The sequence below is a fragment of the Gluconacetobacter dulcium genome (genome assembly GCF_014174165.1).
In the GTDB taxonomy this organism is placed as follows: Bacteria; Pseudomonadota; Alphaproteobacteria; order Acetobacterales; family Acetobacteraceae; genus Gluconacetobacter; species Gluconacetobacter dulcium.
Window position 1 is genome coordinate 1 of the sequence record NZ_JABEQN010000001.1, and the last position, 17666, is coordinate 17666.

Sequence of the window (17666 nt, forward strand, 5' to 3'; positions counted from 1 at the left end):
CCGCGTCCCGCCGCGTGCCTGCGCTCATCGCCATGCGCGATAGGATGCGCGCCAAGGGCAAGGCACCCAAGACCATCCTTATCGCCATCGCACGCCAGCTTCTCGTCATCCTCAATGCCATGATCCAGAAAGGTCAGACTTTGCAGATCACATGATCAACACAGTTGCCCACAAATCGCGCCGCCTCGGCCGCCACCGCACCGGGCATCAGCGTCAGCCGCACTCCGGAAAGGGCGGGATCATGACAGATCCCCATCGTCGGAACGCCTACCACCCTCCCGGCACGGAACAGGGCCGGCAGGGTGCGCAGCGCACGGGCAGGCCACGGCGTCCTCCTGTCGGCAGGCGCCATCCATCGTCCCGGCGGTCCGGCAGCCCCCAGCATCACACCCCGCAGATCGACCGCAGGCGGCGCCGACAGCACGAAACGCCCGTCCCACACACAGCCCACCTCCGCCGGCACCGGCACCTGCATCGCAGCCTCCTCGCGTAGAAGCAGCCAGCGGAGCCCCGCCCGGCGCAAGGCCGCGCTCGCCTCGACCAGGCAGGCCCCCGCCAGCGTGACAGGGCGCGGATTCGCGCACAACGCCGCCACTGCCCGCGAGGGCGGCAGATAATCCCGCCCCGACACCGCACGCAGCAGAAAGGCCATGGTGCGCGGGCAAGCGGGGTCCTCCGCCAGCGCGACCCAGCCGCCCTCGGCAACCGTCACCCTCCGGGCCAACCGCAACGCCTGCCCGGCATCACGCGCCATACGCGCGGCCCCGGCATGTCCTGCCTCCGAACAAAGCAGCGACACAGCCGACGCATCGGCGGAAAGCCCGGCACGCAGACGGGCACGCTCGGCGCGCAGGTCCGCATTCGAAGGGTCTTCCACCCATTCAAGCCCCGCGCACCGCAACGTGCCACGCAAGATCGCCGGTTCGATGTCACGTAACGGGCGCACCAGACGCAAATCCCCGGTAAACGTCACCGCGCCCATGCCCGCCAGACCGTCCGGCCCGCTGCCGGCACGCCGCCGGATCAGCACGGTTTCCGCCTGATCGCCCGCATGATGGCCCAGCAGCAGATCGACGATCCCGGCCCGGCGACATGCGGCCGACAACGCCGCATAGCGGGCGCGCCGCGCCCGGTCTGCCACGCCGGGGCCGGACCGCAGCCCCTCCAACACAAGAATCTGGGCGGGAATCCCCAGGCGGGCCAGACGATCGCGCGTCAGACGCGCCTCGGCGGCAGCCGCCGGCCGCAACCCGTGATCCACGATGAATGCGCGCACCGCACGCCGCCACCGTCCCGCGAGATAGGCAAGACACAGACTGTCCGCCCCGCCCGACACCGCGATGCCGATTTCGGGCATGCCCACCCCGTCGGGCAGCCACGGCCCCAGCCCCGCCATGATGGCGGCGAAACGACCGTCATCCAGCACCCCGACGGAGCAACCGCCAGTCAGACCCGCATCAAAGCCGCTCAGTGGCATCCCGCGCGGGTGCGATAGGCCGTCTCCGCCGTCTTGACGCGCGGCGCTGGCGACGGAAACTCGCTCTTCAGCTTGGCCAGGGCCTGACACGCCGAATTCTTGTCCCCCATCGCGAGCAGCGACGCCGTCACCCCCAGCAGCGCATCCGGAGCCCGGCCCGAACGCGGCGAACGGTTATAGGTATCGTAATAGGCTACGGCCGACTGGCGATACTGCTTCTGCCCGGCCAGCGACTGCGCCAGCAGGAATTGCGCGTCGATCTGCAACGGACCCTTCGGGCCGGCCAGCACCTGCTTGGCGGCACTCTGCGCCCCGGCATAATCGCCACGCATCAGGGCGGCATTGCCATCCTTCAGCACAATGTCGGGCGTGCGCTTGACCGGAGGCGCGGCATCTCCTCCGCCGCCGTCAGTCTCAGCGGTGGCATCGGGCGCCGCCGATGCCGCGGGTCTGGGCGACGGATGGCCGCCATTCTGCATGGCGAAATTCATGTCGTCGATCTGCTTCGCCAGGGTCGCATTCTGCTGCTGCACCTGGTTGGTCAGTTGATCGAGTTGCCCGCGCATGTCGCGCACCTGCTGCTCCAGGGTCATCACCCGGTCCAGCAACTGCGCGGTCAGGTCGCCACCGGCCGCCGACGACCCGCCATTGCCGCTCCTGCCCCCCCCTTCGGGCATGGGCGGCGGAAGGATGCCACCACCCTGCCCGCCAGGCACCGCCGACTGCATCTGTGAAAGCTGCTGGCGCAGATCCATGATCTGGTTCTGCAACGCGATCCCTTCGCGACTCGTCATCTGCTCGGTGTCCTGCGCCTGCACCGCCAGCGGCGACAGGCCGGCCAGCAAAGTCAGGATCACCAGCCCCTTCGCGCGCGGCGGCAGGCCCCCACGATGTCGAAACGGCGAAAAAGAGCGGAAGGCAACAGACCGCATGATATGGATGTCTCCATGAACGCACCACCGCCGGCCCGGACCAATGCCGAGCACCGGAGGTCACAACCACCTTCTTATGCACGCCTGCTCCAAAGCCGTGAAGAGATCACGCACCCGGACAATGAAGAAGAGACCGTGCGTCACGCCGGCAATAAAAAAGCCGGCCAGGTCAATACCTGGCCGGCTTCCTTCAGCCGAACGAATGCTTCGGCCGGTTCGCTCAGCGAACCGACGTGATGCTGTTACGGTTCTGCGCCCAGGCTTCCTCGTCGTCACCGGTCGCGGTCGGACGATCCTTGCCGTAGGAAATCGTCGTGATGCGCGAGGCGGCAACGCCCTTGGCCACCAGGTAATCGCGCGCCGCGTTGGCACGACGCTCGCCCAGGGCGATGTTGTACTCTTCGGTGCCACGATCGTCACAGTTGCCGGCAAGCTGCACGGTCACCTGCGGATACTTCGCCAGCCAGGCGGCCTGACGGTCCAGAGTCGCCTGAGCTTCGCTGGACAGGTTGTTCTTGTTCAGTTCGAAGAAGACGCGATCGCCGACATTGGCGACCAGATCGGCTTCGCTGCCCGGCGTCACGCCAGTCGTCTGAGCGGCGGCGCCGGTACCGGTCGTGGCGCCCTTGTTCGTATCATCCGAGCACGCCGCGAGAAACACGGCCATGCCAAGCGCACCAAGAAGCTTCAGTCTCATTGGTTTTAGATCCTGAGATCGGTTCCCGCACGGAACCATATGATTAAGTTGCCGGTAAGCGTTATCTGGTTCCGACACTCGTTTTGTTCCGTCAACAACCCAACGACGAAACTATGCGAGACCGTGGAGCCCATCCGCCCGTTACCGCCAGACATGACAGACCGTCAAGATGCCCGTAACACATGCCGGGCATCTTGTTTTGCAGATCGGCCTGAAAAGCACAGTAATGCGCTATTTCGGTCGCGTTTTCAGCCGTTCAGCGGCGACCAGGCCGGATCTGACGACATGCCAACGGCCGGGATCGACCGCTCATGAAAGCCGGTAATATCGATCGTGCCGATCGAGGACGAGAACCCAGCCCCTCCGGACCCCGCCGCCGTCTGGCGGCAGAAGGCCAATACCCGGCCATTGGGGCAGAAGGTCGGAGTATCCACAGTAAAGCCCTGGGTCAGTATTCGCTCGCCGGTACCATCAGGTGCCATCACACCCAGCGAGAAGCTGCCGTTCGCGATGCGGGTAAAGGCGATCAGGTCGCCACGCGGCGACCAGACCGGCGAGCCGTACGTCCCGTTCCCATAGGAAATCCGCTTCGCACCGCCACCGCCCGCGCTCATGATATAAAGCTGAGGAGTACCCCCGCGATCCGAGTTGAAGACGATCTGCGACCCGTCCGGGCTGTAACAGGGGCTGGTATCGATGGCGCCGGAACTGGTGAGCTGCCGCTTGGCGCGTGAGGCCAGATCGACCGTATAGATGTCCGATCCCCCCCCGCGCGTAACGGACATCACGACCGTCCGCCCATCGGGGGCAAAGCGCGGTGCGAACGAAATCCCGTCGAAATCACCCAGCAATTGCTGCCGCCCGGTCGCAAGGTTCAGCACATACACGCGCGGCCGGTTATTGGCGTAGGACATGAAGGCCAACTGTTCGCTGACCGGGCTGAAACGCGGGGTCAGGGTCAGCCATTGACCACCGGAAAGGTAATGGCTGTTGGCGCCGTCCTGGTCCATGATCGCCAGCCGGGTGATCTGGTGCGCACGCGGGCCGGACCGGGCGATATAGGCGATTCGCGAGTTGAAATACCCCTTCTCGCCCAGCAGCCGCTCATAGATCACATCGGCGATGATATGGGCGATCTTGCGCGCATCCCCGGCCCCCGCGGTGTAGGCGGTGCCCTGGATCTGCTGTCCGGTCAGCACGTCCCACAGCCGGAACTCGACGCGCAGCCCACCGCCGCCCGTGGTCGCGGTGCCGCTGACCAGCGCCCGCGCACCCAGCGATTTATAGGTGCCGAAATCCGGCACCCCCACCGGCAGCGCGCCATTGATGGGCGAGAACAGGCCGCAATTGCCCAGATCGCCCGAAATCACGCTGCTCACCAATTGCCCGGCATCGCCGCCCAGCACCGGAATGACGATCGGAATCGGCGCCGTGCGCGCCTGGTCCACCGTAATTTCCGCATCGCCCGACGCGCCGGGCGCCGCCTGGGCCAGGGCGGATAAGGGCATGGTGAGAACACCGGCAGCGACACAACCGGTCCCAAGCAAGGCCCGACGGCCGAAATAGGTCGCCAGCACCGAGGCCTCGGCATCGGAAATCAGCGGAAGTTCACTCGAACGCATGGTCTTCTCCTCGAAGGCACCGACCGGGCAGCGCCTGGGCTGCCTCACGGACGGAAAACGAATTTAAGCTGCTGGGTCTGCCCCAGCATCGCCTTGGGTATGGGCAATTGCGCGCAGGTCGGGCTCAGCACCGCCGCCCGCGCCCGCTCGGCCAACGCGCGATAGGACGAATCCCCCGCCATCCGCGCCTGGGTCTCGGGCGCGAACTGTACGATGCGGGCCATGCCCGTACCATCCACCGTCACCACAAGGTGTGCGACGAACTGCGCATAGTCCTTCGCCGCCGTATCCTCGGTATAGCAACGGCGCACGGCATTCCCGATCGCCTTCTGCTGGGCCGAACTCAGCGCGCTGGTAATGTCGCCATCGGGCGCGCCACCACCGTCGGGCGCACCGCCCTGCACCGGATTGGCCCGCGCCTTCGGCGGATGGGTCTGCTTCTGGTCGGCCCGGAACGCATCCAGCGTCGCCAGCAGCGAATGAGAATCCGGCACCGCCTTCTTCGCCTCGTTCGGCTGCGTGATGTGCGAGAATTGCTGCATCTTGGGCAGGGGCGCGGGCTCGGGCTGCGGCGACGGCGGCGCCGTCTCATGCGAGGGCACGGGCGGCGACGGCAGGGTCGGCGGTGCCGGGACGGCATCGGGCGACGGCTGCTGCACCTTGGGCGGCACCGGGGTGTCGGGCAGCTTCTGCGGAGGCGTCTCCGGCGGCGGAGGAATCGGCGGCGGCGGCGGAGGCGGCGGCGGGGCCTCCTCGTTCGGCGCCTTCACCGGCGGCGTGGGCGCCGGCGGAGCATCCTGCGGCACCGGAGCCGGCGCGGGCTTGGGCGCCGGCTTGTCGGCCTTGTGCGGCGTGCCGCCGCTATCCGACGGCGCAAACTCCATCTCGATGGTCGGCGGCGGCGGCGGCTCGGGCGGCACGGGCACATGCAGGCCCAGCAGCATGACCGTCAGCAGCACCATATGCGCAACGCCCGATACGACGATCGATCGCCGCATCAGCTTGCGTTCGGAACGACGCGGCGGAACCACGACGGCGGCTCTCCTACCCGATGGCGGTCAGGGCGCGCCGCCGCCCGAAGGCGGCTGCTGGGCCAGAAGGGCGACATGGGTAAAGCCGCCGGACGTGATACGGCCCATGACCTCCATCACGCGCCCATAATCGATATGCGAATCGCCGCGCACGAAGATGCGATGCGACGGATCGTTCTGGGCAGCCGCGCGCAACTGGTCCAGCAACTGGTCCGCCGACACCGGGTTGTCACCCAGATACAGCGACCCGTCACTGCGGATGGATACCGTGATCGGCTTGGTATCGGCATTGACCGGCGCCGCGTCGGTCTTCGGCAGGTCGACATTCACGCCGCTGGTCATCATCGGTGCCGTCACCATGAAGATGATCAGCAGCACCAGCATGACGTCGACCAGCGGGGTGACGTTGATGTCCGACATGGGGCGGCGACGCCCGCGGCGGCCGCCCCCTCCACCGAGGGAAACGCCCATGATTCAGCCCCTTTCTTCGGACTGGCGGGACAGGATCGCGGCGAATTCGGTACCGAACGCCGCCATCCGGTCCTCGAACAGGCCCAGACTGTTGCTGATGACGTTATAGGCGATCACCGCCGGAATGGCGGTCACAAGGCCGATGGCGGTGGCGAACAGCGCCTCGGAAATACCGGGGGCCACGACGGCCAGGTTGGTGTTGTGCATCGCCGCGATCGACCCGAACGCATGCATGATGCCCCACACCGTGCCGAACAGACCGATGAACGGCGCCACCGGCCCGATCGTGGCCAGGAAGATCATCCAGCGGCCCAGCCGCTCCATCTCGCGCGTGATGGTGATGTTCATGGCGCGATCCACGCGCTCCTTCACCCCGCCGCGCGCCAGATCGATGCCGGCGATGCGCGCCGAGCGGCGCCATTCGCCCATCGCGGCGCCGAACACGGCCGCCATCGGATGAAGCGGCTTGGCGCCGTCTGATTCATACAGGTCGTCCAGGCTGCCGCCGGACCAGAACTTGTCCTCGAACGCCGACGCTTCGCGATTCACGCGACGCAGGGTCACGATCTTGTCGAAGATGATACCCCACACGACGATGCTGCTGACCGCCAGGCCGATCATCACCAGCTTGACGACGATCGCCGCGTGCAGAAACAAACTCCACAGCGACAGGTCGGACGCCGCCGCGCCCAGATTCGCCGCGTTAACCGCTTGGTCCAAAAACGCCTCCTGCACCTTCCGCACGCAGCTTCAGCACCGCCTCCCGACGCCGAGTCGGGGCAGTCCGACACTGCTTTCCATACTGTTCCTTATAGGCTTCCAGAAGAAAGCAGAAGCACCCCACGGCGGGACACATACGCCGCGCGGAAAAATTTTCTTCCGGACAGAAACGCGGGAAACGCCTCGCCCTAATCCAGCAATCCGATCAGAAGATCACGCCATAAAGGCGGAAATCGGGCAGCCCGGCCGTCGGCGGCGCGCACGCAGGCCAGTCGCACGTCCAGATGCGCGCAACATTTGCCGTCCAGCAGGAATTCCTGCTCCAGCCGGCAACTGGCCGACCCCTGCTCGACCAGCCGGGTCGTCACGGTCACGACATCGTCAAGCCGCAACGGCCGCTTGTAGTCGATGGTCGCGCGATGAATGACGAAGGCCAGCCCGTATTCTTCCAGTAGCGAGAACGCCGAACGACCCAACCCGCGAATCGCCTCGGTCCGCGCCCGCTCGGCAAAGGCGAAATAGCGGGCATGATAGACAACCCCCCCCGCGTCGGTATCCTCGTAATAGACGCGAAACGGGATGCTGTGCTTCATCTGTCCTCTCCCTGCAAAAGATCGCCCTGATCGGCCTGCCGGGCGGGCGGTTGCAGCCCCAGATGGCGCCATCCGCGCTCACCCAGCATCCGCCCGCGACTGGTCCGCAGCACCAGCCCTTCCTGGATCAGATAGGGCTCCACCACATCTTCCAGCGTATCGCGGGCCTCGGCCAGCGCCGCCGCCAGCGTCTCCACCCCCACCGGGCCGCCATGGTGAAATTCGGCGATCCGGCGCAGATAGCGCCGATCCATCGCATCCAGCCCCAGCGAATCGACTTCCAGCCGCGAGAGGGCCGCATCGGCCATCGCCCGGTCCACCGGCCCCGGCCGCGCGACCGAGGCAAAGTCGCGCACCCGCCGCAGCAGGCGCCCGGCGATCCGCGGCGTCCCGCGCGAGCGGCGGGCAATTTCTTCCGCCCCCTCCGGCGTCAGGTCGAATTGCAGCTTCCGCGCCCCGCGCGAGACGATCTGCCGCAACTCCTCGGCCGTGTAGAACACCAGCCGCAGCGGAATCCCGAAGCGGTCGCGCAACGGCGTCGCCAGCAGCCCGGCCCGCGTGGTCGCCGCCACCAGGGTAAAGGGTGAGAGGTCGATCCGCACCGATCGCGCGGCCGGCCCCTCGCCGATAATCAGGTCGAGCTGAAAATCCTCCATCGCCGGATACAGGACTTCCTCGATCGCCGGTTGCAGGCGATGGATCTCGTCGATGAACAGCACATCGCGCGGCTGCAGATTGGTCAGGATCGCCGCCAGATCCCCCGCGCGCTGGATCACCGGCCCCGAGGTGGCGCGGAACCCCACCCCAAGTTCGCGCGCCACGATCTGCGCCAGCGTCGTCTTGCCCAGCCCCGGCGGCCCATGCAGCAGCACATGGTCCATCGCCTCGCCCCGCGCGCGGGCGGCGGCGATAAAGATCGCCAGATTTTCGCGGCTGGCCTTCTGGCCGGTAAAATCCTCAAGCGTCTGCGGCCGCAGCCCGACCTCGCCCGCGTCCTCGTCCATGCGTCCCGGATCGACCGCGCGCGGAGGCAGATCGCTCATCGCGCCAGGTCCCGCAGACTCTCACGGATCACCACGTCCAGATCACCTTCCTGCCCAGCCCCGGCCTCCTTCAGCCGTGCCAGAATCCGCGCCACCACCGGCTGCGCCTCGGCCCGGCGGAAACCCAGCCCCGCCAGCGCCAGCAGCACATCGCCCTCGACCCCGGCCGAGGCCGGTGCCACCGGCAGCACGATGCCCGCGCCCACGGGCAGCTTGCCCGCCTTGTCACGCAGTTCGGACAGAATCCGCTCGGCCAGCCGTGCGCCCACGCCCGAAACCCGCGTCAGCCCCGCCTTGTCCGCCGCCGCGATGGTGGCCGCCACATCGGCGGGCGAAAGCGCCGAGAGAATCGCCAGCGCCAGCTTGGCCCCGACCCCCTGCACCGTCGTCAGCAACCGGAACCAGTCCCGCTCCGCCGCATCGGCAAAGCCGTAGAGCAGGAAGGCATCCTCCCGCACCACGGTCTCGACCAACACGCGGGAGATTTCGGGCGGCCGCGCGAGCGCGGAAAGGGTGCGGGTCGAAGCATGAACCAGATAGCCCACGCCATGCACATCGACCACGCAGCGATCGGCCTCGATCTGCCCGACCAGCCCGGTCAGTTGCGCGATCATGCCGTGCGCGTCCCCGCCGCCACGCGCAGGGCGCTGGCGCGATGATGCGCGTGGCAGATCGCCACCGCCAGCGCGTCCGAGGCATCGGCCCGCTTGATCGTCGCCGTGGGCAGAAGACGGCGCACCATCATCTCCACCTGCTCCTTGCTGGCGGCACCGGTGCCGACCACCGCCCGCTTCACCGCCATGGCACCGTATTCGGAAACCGCGATTCCGGCCAGCGCCGGCACCAGCAACGCAACCCCGCGCGCATAGCCCAGCTTCAGCGTCGAGGACCCGTTGCGGTTGACATAGGTTTCCTCCACCGCCGCCTCGGCCGGCTCAAACCGATGCACCAGGTCCATCAACCCGTCATGCAGGCAGCGCAGCCGGTCGGGCACCGCCGCGTCCCCATCGGTCGCGATCACGCCGTCGGCGACGTGGCTCAGGCGGTTGCCCGCCACGTCGATCATGCCCCAGCCGGTAAAACGCAGGCCCGGATCAATGCCCAGCAGCCGGACCACCGCCATCCCGGTCAGGCCGACAGCTTCTCGGCCACGTCGTCCGGCAGGTCGAAATTGGCGTAGACGGCCTGCACGTCGTCGCTCTCGTCCAGCACGTCGATCAGCTTCAGCACGGTGCGCGCCTTTTCTTCGTCCAGCGTCACGACGGTTCCGGGACGCCAGTCGAATTTCGCGCTCGCCGGCTCGCCGAAGCGCGTCTCCAACGCATCACGCACCGCAAAGAACGATTCTACCGGGCAGGTCACCTCGTGCCCGTCGGCGGTGCTCTCCACATTCTCGGCGCCGGCTTCGATCGCCGCCTCCAGCATCCCGTCCTCGCTGGCGACACTGGCGGGATAGGTGATCACGCCCAGCCGGGTGAACATGAACGACACCGAATTGGTCTCGCCCAGCGACCCGCCATATTTCGAGAACGCGGCCCGCACGTCCGATGCCGTGCGGTTGCGGTTGTCGGTCAGCGCCTCGACGATCACGGCCACGCCCGCCGGGCCGTAGCCCTCGTAGCGCACTTCCACATAATCGTCGCCGCCGCCGGCACCCGTCGCCTTCTTGATCGCGCGCTCGACCGTGTCTTTCGGCATATTGACCTCGCGCGCCGCCGAAATCGCGGCGCGCAGGCGCGGATTGCTCGCAGGGTCAGGCAGGCCCGAACGCGCCGCCACGGTAATCTCGCGGATCACCTTGGCAAACTGCCGGGCCCGGCGCGCGTCCTGCGCGCCCTTGCGATGCATGATGTTCTTGAATTGCGAATGACCCGCCATCGTCCGTCTTCTCTAACTCTTCATCAAATCGTCAAATCTTCATTCATCGCTACCCCACCCGGCCGCCCGGAGGCTGGCCGGAAATGTGGGCTGGTGAGCGAGAGCGGCCCGAAGGGTCGCGTCCGTCGTGTGTTTCCGAGCACCGAAGCGGAGCGGCCTTATGGGCCGTGAGCATCGGAGCACAGGAAACGCGCGCCGGATCGCCACCAGCGCGCATTTACGGCCAGCCTCTCAGGCTAGGCGGCCGTGGCAGTGTTTGTACTTCTTCCCCGACCCGCAGGGACAGAGCGCATTGCGCGGCGTCTCGCCCCAGCTTGACGGATCATCGGGCATGATCGCACTGGCCCCGATCGGGGTTGCAATCGCAACGTCCCCCGCCGTCTCGGCGAACAGCGCACCGGGTCCGGGCTCCGAGGTCAGGCCCGGCACCTGCGGGTCGGCATGGATCTCGGCGGCGTGCGAGAACGGATTATCCAGAACCGGCGGCGCCACCTCGACACGCGCCATGGTCGAGGTCACGCGCAGGCGCATCTCATCGAGCATGGCGGTAAAGAGCTGAAATGCCTCGTGCTTGAACTCGTTCAGCGGGTCCTTCTGCCCATAGGCACGCAGGCCGATACCCTGCCGAAGCTGGTCCAGCGCCAGCAGATGCTCCTTCCACGCCGAGTCGAATGTGGTCAGCACCACCTGCTTCTCGATATAGCGCATCACCGAGGGGCCGAAATTGGCCGCCTTGGCCGCCTGGGCCTGCGTCGCCGCCTGCTCCAGCCGTTCGGTCACCACGTCGCCGTCCACACCGTCCTCGCGGGCCCAGTCCGCGACCGGCAGATCCAGCCCCAGGGTCTCGCGCACATCCTCGGCCAGTTCGGCACTCTGCCACTGCTCGGCAAACGCCTTCTCGGGAATGCGCCGACGCACCATGTCGTGGATGATTTCGGCCCGCATGTCCTGCACCGTCGCCGACAGGTCCTCGGCCCCCATGTATTCCCGGCGCTGGGCGTAAACCTCCTTGCGCTGGTCGTTCATGACGTCGTCATATTTCAGCGTGTTCTTGCGCATGTCGAAGTTGCGGGCCTCGACCTTCTTCTGCGCGCGCTCCAGGGCCTTGTTGATCCACGGATGAACGATCGCCTCGCCGTCCTTCAGGCCCAGGCGCTGGAGCATCCCGCCCATGCGCTCGGTCCCGAAGATGCGCATCAGGTCGTCTTCGAGCGAGATGAAAAAGCGCGAATTGCCCGGATCGCCCTGCCGCCCGGCCCGGCCGCGCAACTGGTTGTCGATCCGGCGGCTTTCATGCCGCTCGGTGCCGATCACATACAGCCCGCCCGCCGCGCGGACGATGCCGTGATATTCCGCCACCTGCGCACGAATTTCAGCCTCGCGCCGCGCTTTTTCCTCGGGGTCCTCCACATCCGCCAGTTCCTGGCGAATGCGCATCTCCACGTTGCCGCCCAGCTTGATGTCGGTGCCGCGCCCGGCCATGTTGGTCGCGATCGTAATCGCCCCCGGCGCGCCGGCCTGGGCCACGATCGTCGCCTCCATCTCGTGGAAACGGGCATTCAGCACATTGTGGCGAATGCCCCGCTTCTTCAGAAGCTCCGACAGATACTCGCTCTTCTCGATCGAGGTCGTTCCCACCAGCACCGGCTGCGGCGTCTTGGCGATCTCCTCGATCAGGTTGCTGACGGCCTCATATTTCTCGCGCGCGGTCAGATAGACTTCGTCGTCCCCATCCTTGCGCGACACCGGCAGGTTGGTCGGAATCTCGACCACGTCCAGCTTGTAGATCTCGGCAAATTCATCAGCCTCGGTCATCGCCGTGCCGGTCATGCCCGACAGCTTGGGATAGAGGCGGAAATAATTCTGGAAGGTGATCGAGGCCAGCGTCTGGTTTTCCTGCTGGACCTCGACATGCTCCTTGGCTTCCAGCGCCTGGTGCAGCCCGTCGGAATAGCGGCGGCCATCCATCATGCGGCCGGTGAACTCGTCGATGATGATCACCTTGCCGCCGCGCACGATGTAGTCCACATCGCGCGAGAACAGCGTATGGGCGCGCAGCGACTGCTGCACATGGTGAATCACCGCGATGTTGTGGATGTCGTACAGCCCGCCCTCGGCCAGCACCCCCGCCTCGCGCAGCATGGTCTCGACCTGTTCCGACCCCGAATCGGTCAGGATCACGGTGCGGAACTTCTCGTCCTTCTCGAAGGTCTCGGGCAGCTTCACCAGTTCACGCACCACCTCGTCCACCGAACGATAGAGGTCCGAACTGTCGTCGGCCGGGCCGGAGATGATCAGCGGCGTCCGCGCCTCGTCGATCAGGATCGAATCCACCTCGTCCACGATGGCGTGGTGGAAGGGGCGCTGCACCATGTCCTCGATCCGGTACTTCATATTATCGCGCAGATAATCGAAGCCGAATTCGTTGTTGGTGCCGTAGGTGATGTCGGCCCGGTAGGCCGCCCGCCGTTCCTCGTCGGCCATATTGGGCACGATCACGCCCGTGGTCAGCCCCAGGAAGCTGTAAACCTGGCCCATTTCCTCGGCATCGCGGCGGGCCAGATAGTCATTGACCGTCACCACATGCACGCCCTTGCCGGCCAGCGCGCTCAGATACACGGCCAGCGTCGCCACCAGCGTCTTGCCTTCGCCGGTCCGCATTTCCGCGATCCGCCCGGCATGCAGCACCATGCCGCCGATCAGCTGCACGTCGAAATGCCGCATCCCCAGCACGCGGCGCGCCGCTTCGCGCGCTACCGCAAACGCCTCGGGCAGCAGCGCATCCAGCGACGTACCTTTCGCGATCCGCTCCCGGAACTCCCCCGTCTTGGCCGCGAGGGCGGCATCGTCCAGCGCGCGCAGCGCGGGTTCGTGCGCGTTGATCTCGGGCACGCGGCGCTGGAAAGCCTTCAGAGAACGATCGTTGGCGGTTCCAAACAGGGCACGGGCAAGACTGGCGAACATGTAGACCTTCCGGAATGGCGCGGCCCCACCCCCGGCCGGACTCCCGGACGGGCTGGAACTGGAGCAAGGGCATTCGCGCGCGCGGCATCTGAGATAGGACCCACACCGCCACCGGTCAACCGAAGCCCGCCTGGAGGGCTGTTTCAAAAGCCTCCTTCCCGCCCCGCGCCCACCCAGCCTTGCAGGACCGGACAGGCTCGGCCATGATGAAACGGACGCTTTATATTTTAGGGTTCTCAACACATGCGGCCTTCCAGCCCGGCAGCCTCCATTCTGGCGGCAGCCCTGCTCGTTCCTGCGCTTTCCATTCCTCATGCCCGTGCCGCGGCCCCGGCTGCCGCACCGGCCGCCAGCACGGCTCAGCCGGCAGCCCCGGCCAATCCGAACCCGCTGGTCGCCACCGTGAATGGCGAAGACATTCACCTGGACGATGTGCGCCAGGCCGCAGCCGGCATGCCGCAGCAGCTGCGCCAGCTGCCGCCGAACATGATTTTCCCGATGCTGCTGAACCAGATCATCGACCAGAAGGCGATCCAGGTCGCGGCGCACAAGGAAGGGCTGGAGAACCAGCCCGAGGTCAAGCAGCAGATGCAGACCGCCGCCTCCAACGCGCTGCAGAACGCCTACCTGTCGCAGAAGGTCACGCCGACGCTGACCGACGCCGCGATCCAGGCCTATTACGACCAGAACTACGCGAACAAGAAGCCGGAGCAGGAAGTCCACGCCCGCCATATCCTGGTGGCGACGGAAGCCGAGGCGAAGGACGTGATCAAGCAGCTCAAGGCTGGCGCCGATTTCACGGCCCTGGCCACCAAGCTGTCGACCGACAAGGCCTCGGCCAAGCAGAATGGCGGCGACCTCGGCTGGTTCAAGAAGGGCGACATGCTGCCGGCCTTCTCCGACGCCGCCTTCGCCATGAAGCCCCACACCATCAGCCAGACGCCGGTGCATACCCAGTACGGCTGGCATGTGATCGAGGTGCTGGACACCCGCACCGCCGCCATCCCCAAGCTGGACGCGGTGCGTGACGAAGTGCGCCAGAAGCTGATCCAGCAGGGCGTCCGCGAGGCGGTCGAGAAGGCCGTGGCCGGCGTCAAGGTCGTGCGTTACGACCCCAGCGGCAAGCCGATCGCCGACACCCCCGCCCCGGCGGCAGCGGCCCCGGCTGCTCCGACCAAGAAGTAACGGCCAACCCGGCCGCTTCATCCGGTTTCACATGAAACCCGGATGAAGCGGCCGGTTCCATGCACACCAAGCCCTCCCCGCCCCCCGGCGGGTCGGACCACACCACTCCCAGATAAAACCGCTCCCAGACAAAGAAGACCGGACCGATGGCTCCCCTCCCCGTATCTCCCCTCGCCCGCGCGCTGCCGGACCTTCCGCCCGTGGCCGGGGTGCGTTTCGGCGCGGCGGCAGCCGGCATCCGCTATGTCGGGCGGACCGATCTGGTCATGGCGGATTTCGCCCCCGGCACCACGGTCGCCGGCGTCTTCACCCGCAATAAATGCCCCGGCGCACCCGTTGACTGGTGCCGCGCCGCGCTGCCGGACGGCTCGGCCCGCGCGCTGGTGGTCAATGCCGGCAATGCCAACGTCTTCACCGGCCGCGCCGGCTACGAAGCCACCCAGGCCAATGCCGCCGATGCCGCCCGCCTGGTCGGTTGCGCGGCCAGCGAGGTCTTCCTGGCCTCGACCGGCGTGATCGGCGAGGTCCTGCCCTACGAGAAGATTTCCACCGCCCTGCCCGGCCTTTACGCCACCCTGTCGGAAACCGGCTGGGCGGACGCCGCGCGCGGCATCATGACCACCGACACCTTCCCCAAGGCGGCGGTGCGCGAGACGGAAATCGGCGGCGTGCCGGTCCGCATCCAGGGCATCGCCAAGGGCAGCGGCATGGTCGCGCCCGACATGGCAACCATGCTGTGCTTCGTGGCCACCGACGCCGCCCTGCCGCCCAGCATCCTGCAACCGCTGCTGGCGGCGGGCACCGACCGCAGCTTCAACCGCACCACGGTCGATTCCGATACCTCGACCTCGGACATGGTGCTGCTGTTCGCCACCGGCCAGGCCGGCAACCCGCCCGTCGCCACGCCCGACGATCCGGCACTGGCCGCGTTCGCCACCGCGCTGAACGCTCTGCTGCTGGAACTGGCCCTGCTGGTGGTGCGCGACGGCGAGGGCGCCACCAAGCTGATCGAAATCCAGGTCAAGGGTGCCGTCAGCGACGAATCCGCCCGCAGGGTGGCGATGGCCGTCGCCAACTCCCCCCTGGTCAAGACCGCGATCGCCGGCGAGGACGCCAACTGGGGCCGCATCGTCATGGCCGTGGGCAAGAGCGGCGAACCCGCGAACCGCGACACGCTGTCGGTCGCCATCGGCGGCGTCTGGATCGCCCGCGAAGGCACCGTGGTGCCGGGCTATGACGAAACGCCGGTCGTCGCCCACATGAAGGGTCCGGAGATCGACATCACGATCGACCTGGGTCTCGGCAACGGCATCGGCACGGCCTGGAGCTGCGACCTGACCCACGGCTATATCGACATCAACGGGTCCTATCGCAGCTGACTGCGCGTAGCCGACCGATCGCGCGGAGACCGCTCCATGCCTGACGTGCCACCGCTTTCCGACCCGTTCGGCAGCCTCCATCCCCGCTATGTCTGGGTCTATGCCGGCTTCTGGTTCAGAACGCTGGCCTGGATCATCGACGCGTTCATCCTCAGCGTGCTGGGTGGCATCATGCGGCTGGCGGTCTCGCCCAGCCTCACCCTCACGGTGACCAACAGCGGATCGGCAGCGAACAAATACCAGATCTCGGACATCGTCCGCATCAGCGATGTCATCAGCACCGTCCCGGCGGATTATTCCTATTCCTACAGCGGTTTCCATCCGACATGGCATGGCAACGGACTGTACGAGGTGCTCCAGATTCTCCTGCCGGCGCTTTATTATATCCTGTTCGAATCCTCACGCCTGCAAGGCACGCCCGGCAAGCGGGCCTGCCGCATGCGCGTCACCGACCTGCACGGCCAGAGAATCGGCCTCGGCCGCGCGACGGTGCGGTATTTCGGCCATTTCCTGTCGATCCTGACACTGGGCCTGGGGTTCCTGATGGTGATGTGGACCCGCCGCAAACAGGCCCTGCACGACCTGCTGGCCGGCACCTGCGTCATCCGCCAGCAGGAGGAAGCGCTCGTCAGCTTCAATCCACCCCGATAAAAAGGCGGCTTTCGCGGGAGGCCACACCTCATGTCGAACGCCGTCTTCACGCCCGATGCCGTCGCCACGACGCTGGAGCGCGTCCGGGCCGGCACGCCACTGGTCCATAACATCACCAACATCGTGGCCGCGAACACCACGGCCAACGCCCTGCTGGCGCTCGGCGCCTCGCCCGCCATGGTCGATGCCGAGGAAGAAGTCGAAGCCTTCGCCGCCCAGGCGGCCGCCCTGGTGGTCAATATCGGTACCATCACCGCCCCCCAGGCCGCCGCCATCGCCCGCGCCATACAGGCGGCCCAACGTGCCGGCACGCCATGGATTCTCGATCCGGTAGCGGTCGGGGCACTCGCCTTCCGCGCCCGGATCGCGCTGGACAGCCTGGCCCACGCCCCACGGGCGATTCGCGGCAACGCCTCGGAAATCATCGCACTCGCCCACCTGCGCGACGGCCATGCCGAACCGCCACCCCAAGGGCGCGGTGTGGATTCGCTAAAAACCGCCGAACAGGCCGTGGACGCAGCCGCCCGGCTGGCACGGTCAACCGGCGCCTGCGTCGTCGTCAGCGGCGCGACCGACCACATCACCGACGGCACGCGGATCGCCACGGTCGCGAACGGCCACCCGATGATGACGCGCGTCACCGCCCTGGGCTGCACCGCCACCGCACTGGCCGGCGCCTGCCTGGCCGTGGAGCCCGATGCGATGGCCGCCTGCGCGCATGCCATGGTTCTGATCGGCCTGGCGGGCGAGCGCGCGGCCCGCGAAGCCGCCGGCCCCGGCAGCCTGCAAGTGCGCCTGCTGGACGCACTGTATCAACTGGACCGCAACACGGTGACGCAAGAGGCGCGGATCGCTATCCTGACTCCATGAGAGCCTGACTGGAGATGCGCGTCGGACCACCAGCGCGCATTTCCAATCAGGCCCTGCGTAACCACCCGGTCCCAACCCGGTCATCCCTCCAGGAGGTCATACACAGGCATGTCGGTCTTCCCCGTTCGTGGTCCTTCCTTTCCCCGCGCCGGA

General features: G+C 66.9%; 18 protein-coding genes. 5 read left to right on the forward strand and 13 right to left on the reverse strand.

Features of this window, described 5'->3' with window-relative positions:
- Positions 1-133 precede the first annotated feature (133 nt).
- Both tilS and HLH25_RS00010 read right to left on the reverse strand, forming a co-directional pair.
- Positions 134-1477 carry a tRNA lysidine(34) synthetase TilS gene (tilS, locus tag HLH25_RS00005; protein ID WP_182972124.1) on the reverse strand — a complete coding sequence of 448 codons (1344 nt, stop codon included), beginning with the start codon at positions 1475-1477 and terminating at the stop codon, positions 134-136.
- Positions 1468-2409 (reverse strand): tetratricopeptide repeat protein, encoded by a 942-nt coding sequence (locus HLH25_RS00010; protein WP_246400697.1) that lies wholly within the window; start codon positions 2407-2409, stop codon positions 1468-1470. The genes tilS and HLH25_RS00010 overlap by 10 nt, the downstream gene beginning before the upstream one ends.
- Before the next feature lie 15 nt (positions 2410-2424).
- On the opposite strand from HLH25_RS00010, the gene HLH25_RS00015 reads away from it, so the two are divergent.
- Positions 2425-2646, forward strand: a complete 222-nt coding sequence (locus tag HLH25_RS00015) for a hypothetical protein (protein ID WP_182972125.1) — start codon at positions 2425-2427, stop codon at positions 2644-2646.
- On the opposite strand, the gene pal is transcribed toward HLH25_RS00015, so the two are convergent.
- The 11 genes from pal to secA all read right to left on the reverse strand — a co-directional run bounded on the left by pal (position 2630) and on the right by secA (position 13428).
- Positions 2630-3106, reverse strand: coding sequence for a peptidoglycan-associated lipoprotein Pal (gene pal / locus HLH25_RS00020; RefSeq protein WP_114726580.1), 477 nt, complete (start codon positions 3104-3106; stop codon positions 2630-2632). The two genes, HLH25_RS00015 and pal, sit on opposite strands and share 17 nt — an antisense overlap.
- 248 nt (positions 3107-3354) lie before the next feature.
- Positions 3355-4728: a Tol-Pal system beta propeller repeat protein TolB gene (gene tolB / locus HLH25_RS00025; protein WP_182972126.1), complete on the reverse strand. Its 1374-nt coding sequence runs from the start codon at positions 4726-4728 to the stop codon at positions 3355-3357.
- Positions 4729-4772: 44 nt separating this feature from the next.
- A complete protein-coding gene (locus tag HLH25_RS00030) occupies positions 4773-5759 on the reverse strand; it encodes an energy transducer TonB (protein WP_182972127.1) in 987 nt (328 codons plus the stop codon).
- A 27-nt stretch (positions 5760-5786) separates the two neighbouring features.
- A complete protein-coding gene (gene tolR / locus HLH25_RS00035) occupies positions 5787-6230 on the reverse strand; it encodes a protein TolR (protein ID WP_114726577.1) in 444 nt (147 codons plus the stop codon).
- A 3-nt stretch (positions 6231-6233) separates the two neighbouring features.
- On the reverse strand, positions 6234-6950 hold the full coding sequence (gene tolQ, locus HLH25_RS00040; protein WP_182972128.1) for a protein TolQ: 717 nt from the start codon (positions 6948-6950) through the stop codon (positions 6234-6236).
- Positions 6951-7138: 188 nt separating this feature from the next.
- Complete coding sequence (locus tag HLH25_RS00045; RefSeq protein WP_220791608.1) at positions 7139-7543, reverse strand: YbgC/FadM family acyl-CoA thioesterase; 405 nt, start codon at positions 7541-7543, stop codon at positions 7139-7141.
- Positions 7540-8586: a Holliday junction branch migration DNA helicase RuvB gene (gene ruvB / locus HLH25_RS00050; RefSeq protein ID WP_182972129.1), complete on the reverse strand. Its 1047-nt coding sequence runs from the start codon at positions 8584-8586 to the stop codon at positions 7540-7542. Before ruvB ends, HLH25_RS00045 begins: the two co-directional genes overlap by 4 nt.
- Positions 8583-9200 (reverse strand): Holliday junction branch migration protein RuvA, encoded by a 618-nt coding sequence (gene ruvA / locus HLH25_RS00055; protein WP_182972130.1) that lies wholly within the window; start codon positions 9198-9200, stop codon positions 8583-8585. The genes ruvB and ruvA overlap by 4 nt, the downstream gene beginning before the upstream one ends.
- Positions 9197-9703: a crossover junction endodeoxyribonuclease RuvC gene (gene ruvC, locus HLH25_RS00060; protein WP_182972393.1), complete on the reverse strand. Its 507-nt coding sequence runs from the start codon at positions 9701-9703 to the stop codon at positions 9197-9199. The genes ruvA and ruvC overlap by 4 nt, the downstream gene beginning before the upstream one ends.
- 11 nt (positions 9704-9714) lie before the next feature.
- Positions 9715-10464, reverse strand: coding sequence for a YebC/PmpR family DNA-binding transcriptional regulator (locus HLH25_RS00065; protein ID WP_182972131.1), 750 nt, complete (start codon positions 10462-10464; stop codon positions 9715-9717).
- A gap of 231 nt (positions 10465-10695) precedes the next feature.
- Positions 10696-13428 (reverse strand): preprotein translocase subunit SecA, encoded by a 2733-nt coding sequence (secA, locus tag HLH25_RS00070; protein ID WP_182972132.1) that lies wholly within the window; start codon positions 13426-13428, stop codon positions 10696-10698.
- A gap of 243 nt (positions 13429-13671) precedes the next feature.
- Between secA and HLH25_RS00075 the strand changes: the two genes are divergently transcribed.
- From HLH25_RS00075 to thiM, 4 genes are all read left to right on the forward strand, one after another.
- Positions 13672-14613 carry a peptidylprolyl isomerase gene (locus tag HLH25_RS00075; RefSeq protein WP_182972133.1) on the forward strand — a complete coding sequence of 314 codons (942 nt, stop codon included), beginning with the start codon at positions 13672-13674 and terminating at the stop codon, positions 14611-14613.
- Positions 14614-14759: 146 nt separating this feature from the next.
- The gene (argJ, locus tag HLH25_RS00080; RefSeq protein WP_182972134.1) at positions 14760-15992 is read left to right on the forward strand and encodes a bifunctional glutamate N-acetyltransferase/amino-acid acetyltransferase ArgJ; all 1233 of its coding nucleotides are present in this window, start codon (positions 14760-14762) and stop codon (positions 15990-15992) included.
- A gap of 36 nt (positions 15993-16028) precedes the next feature.
- Positions 16029-16643: an RDD family protein gene (locus HLH25_RS00085; protein ID WP_182972135.1), complete on the forward strand. Its 615-nt coding sequence runs from the start codon at positions 16029-16031 to the stop codon at positions 16641-16643.
- Between the two features lie 30 nt (positions 16644-16673).
- Positions 16674-17513, forward strand: coding sequence for a hydroxyethylthiazole kinase (gene thiM, locus HLH25_RS00090; protein WP_182972136.1), 840 nt, complete (start codon positions 16674-16676; stop codon positions 17511-17513).
- The last annotated feature ends 153 nt before the right edge of the window (positions 17514-17666 follow it).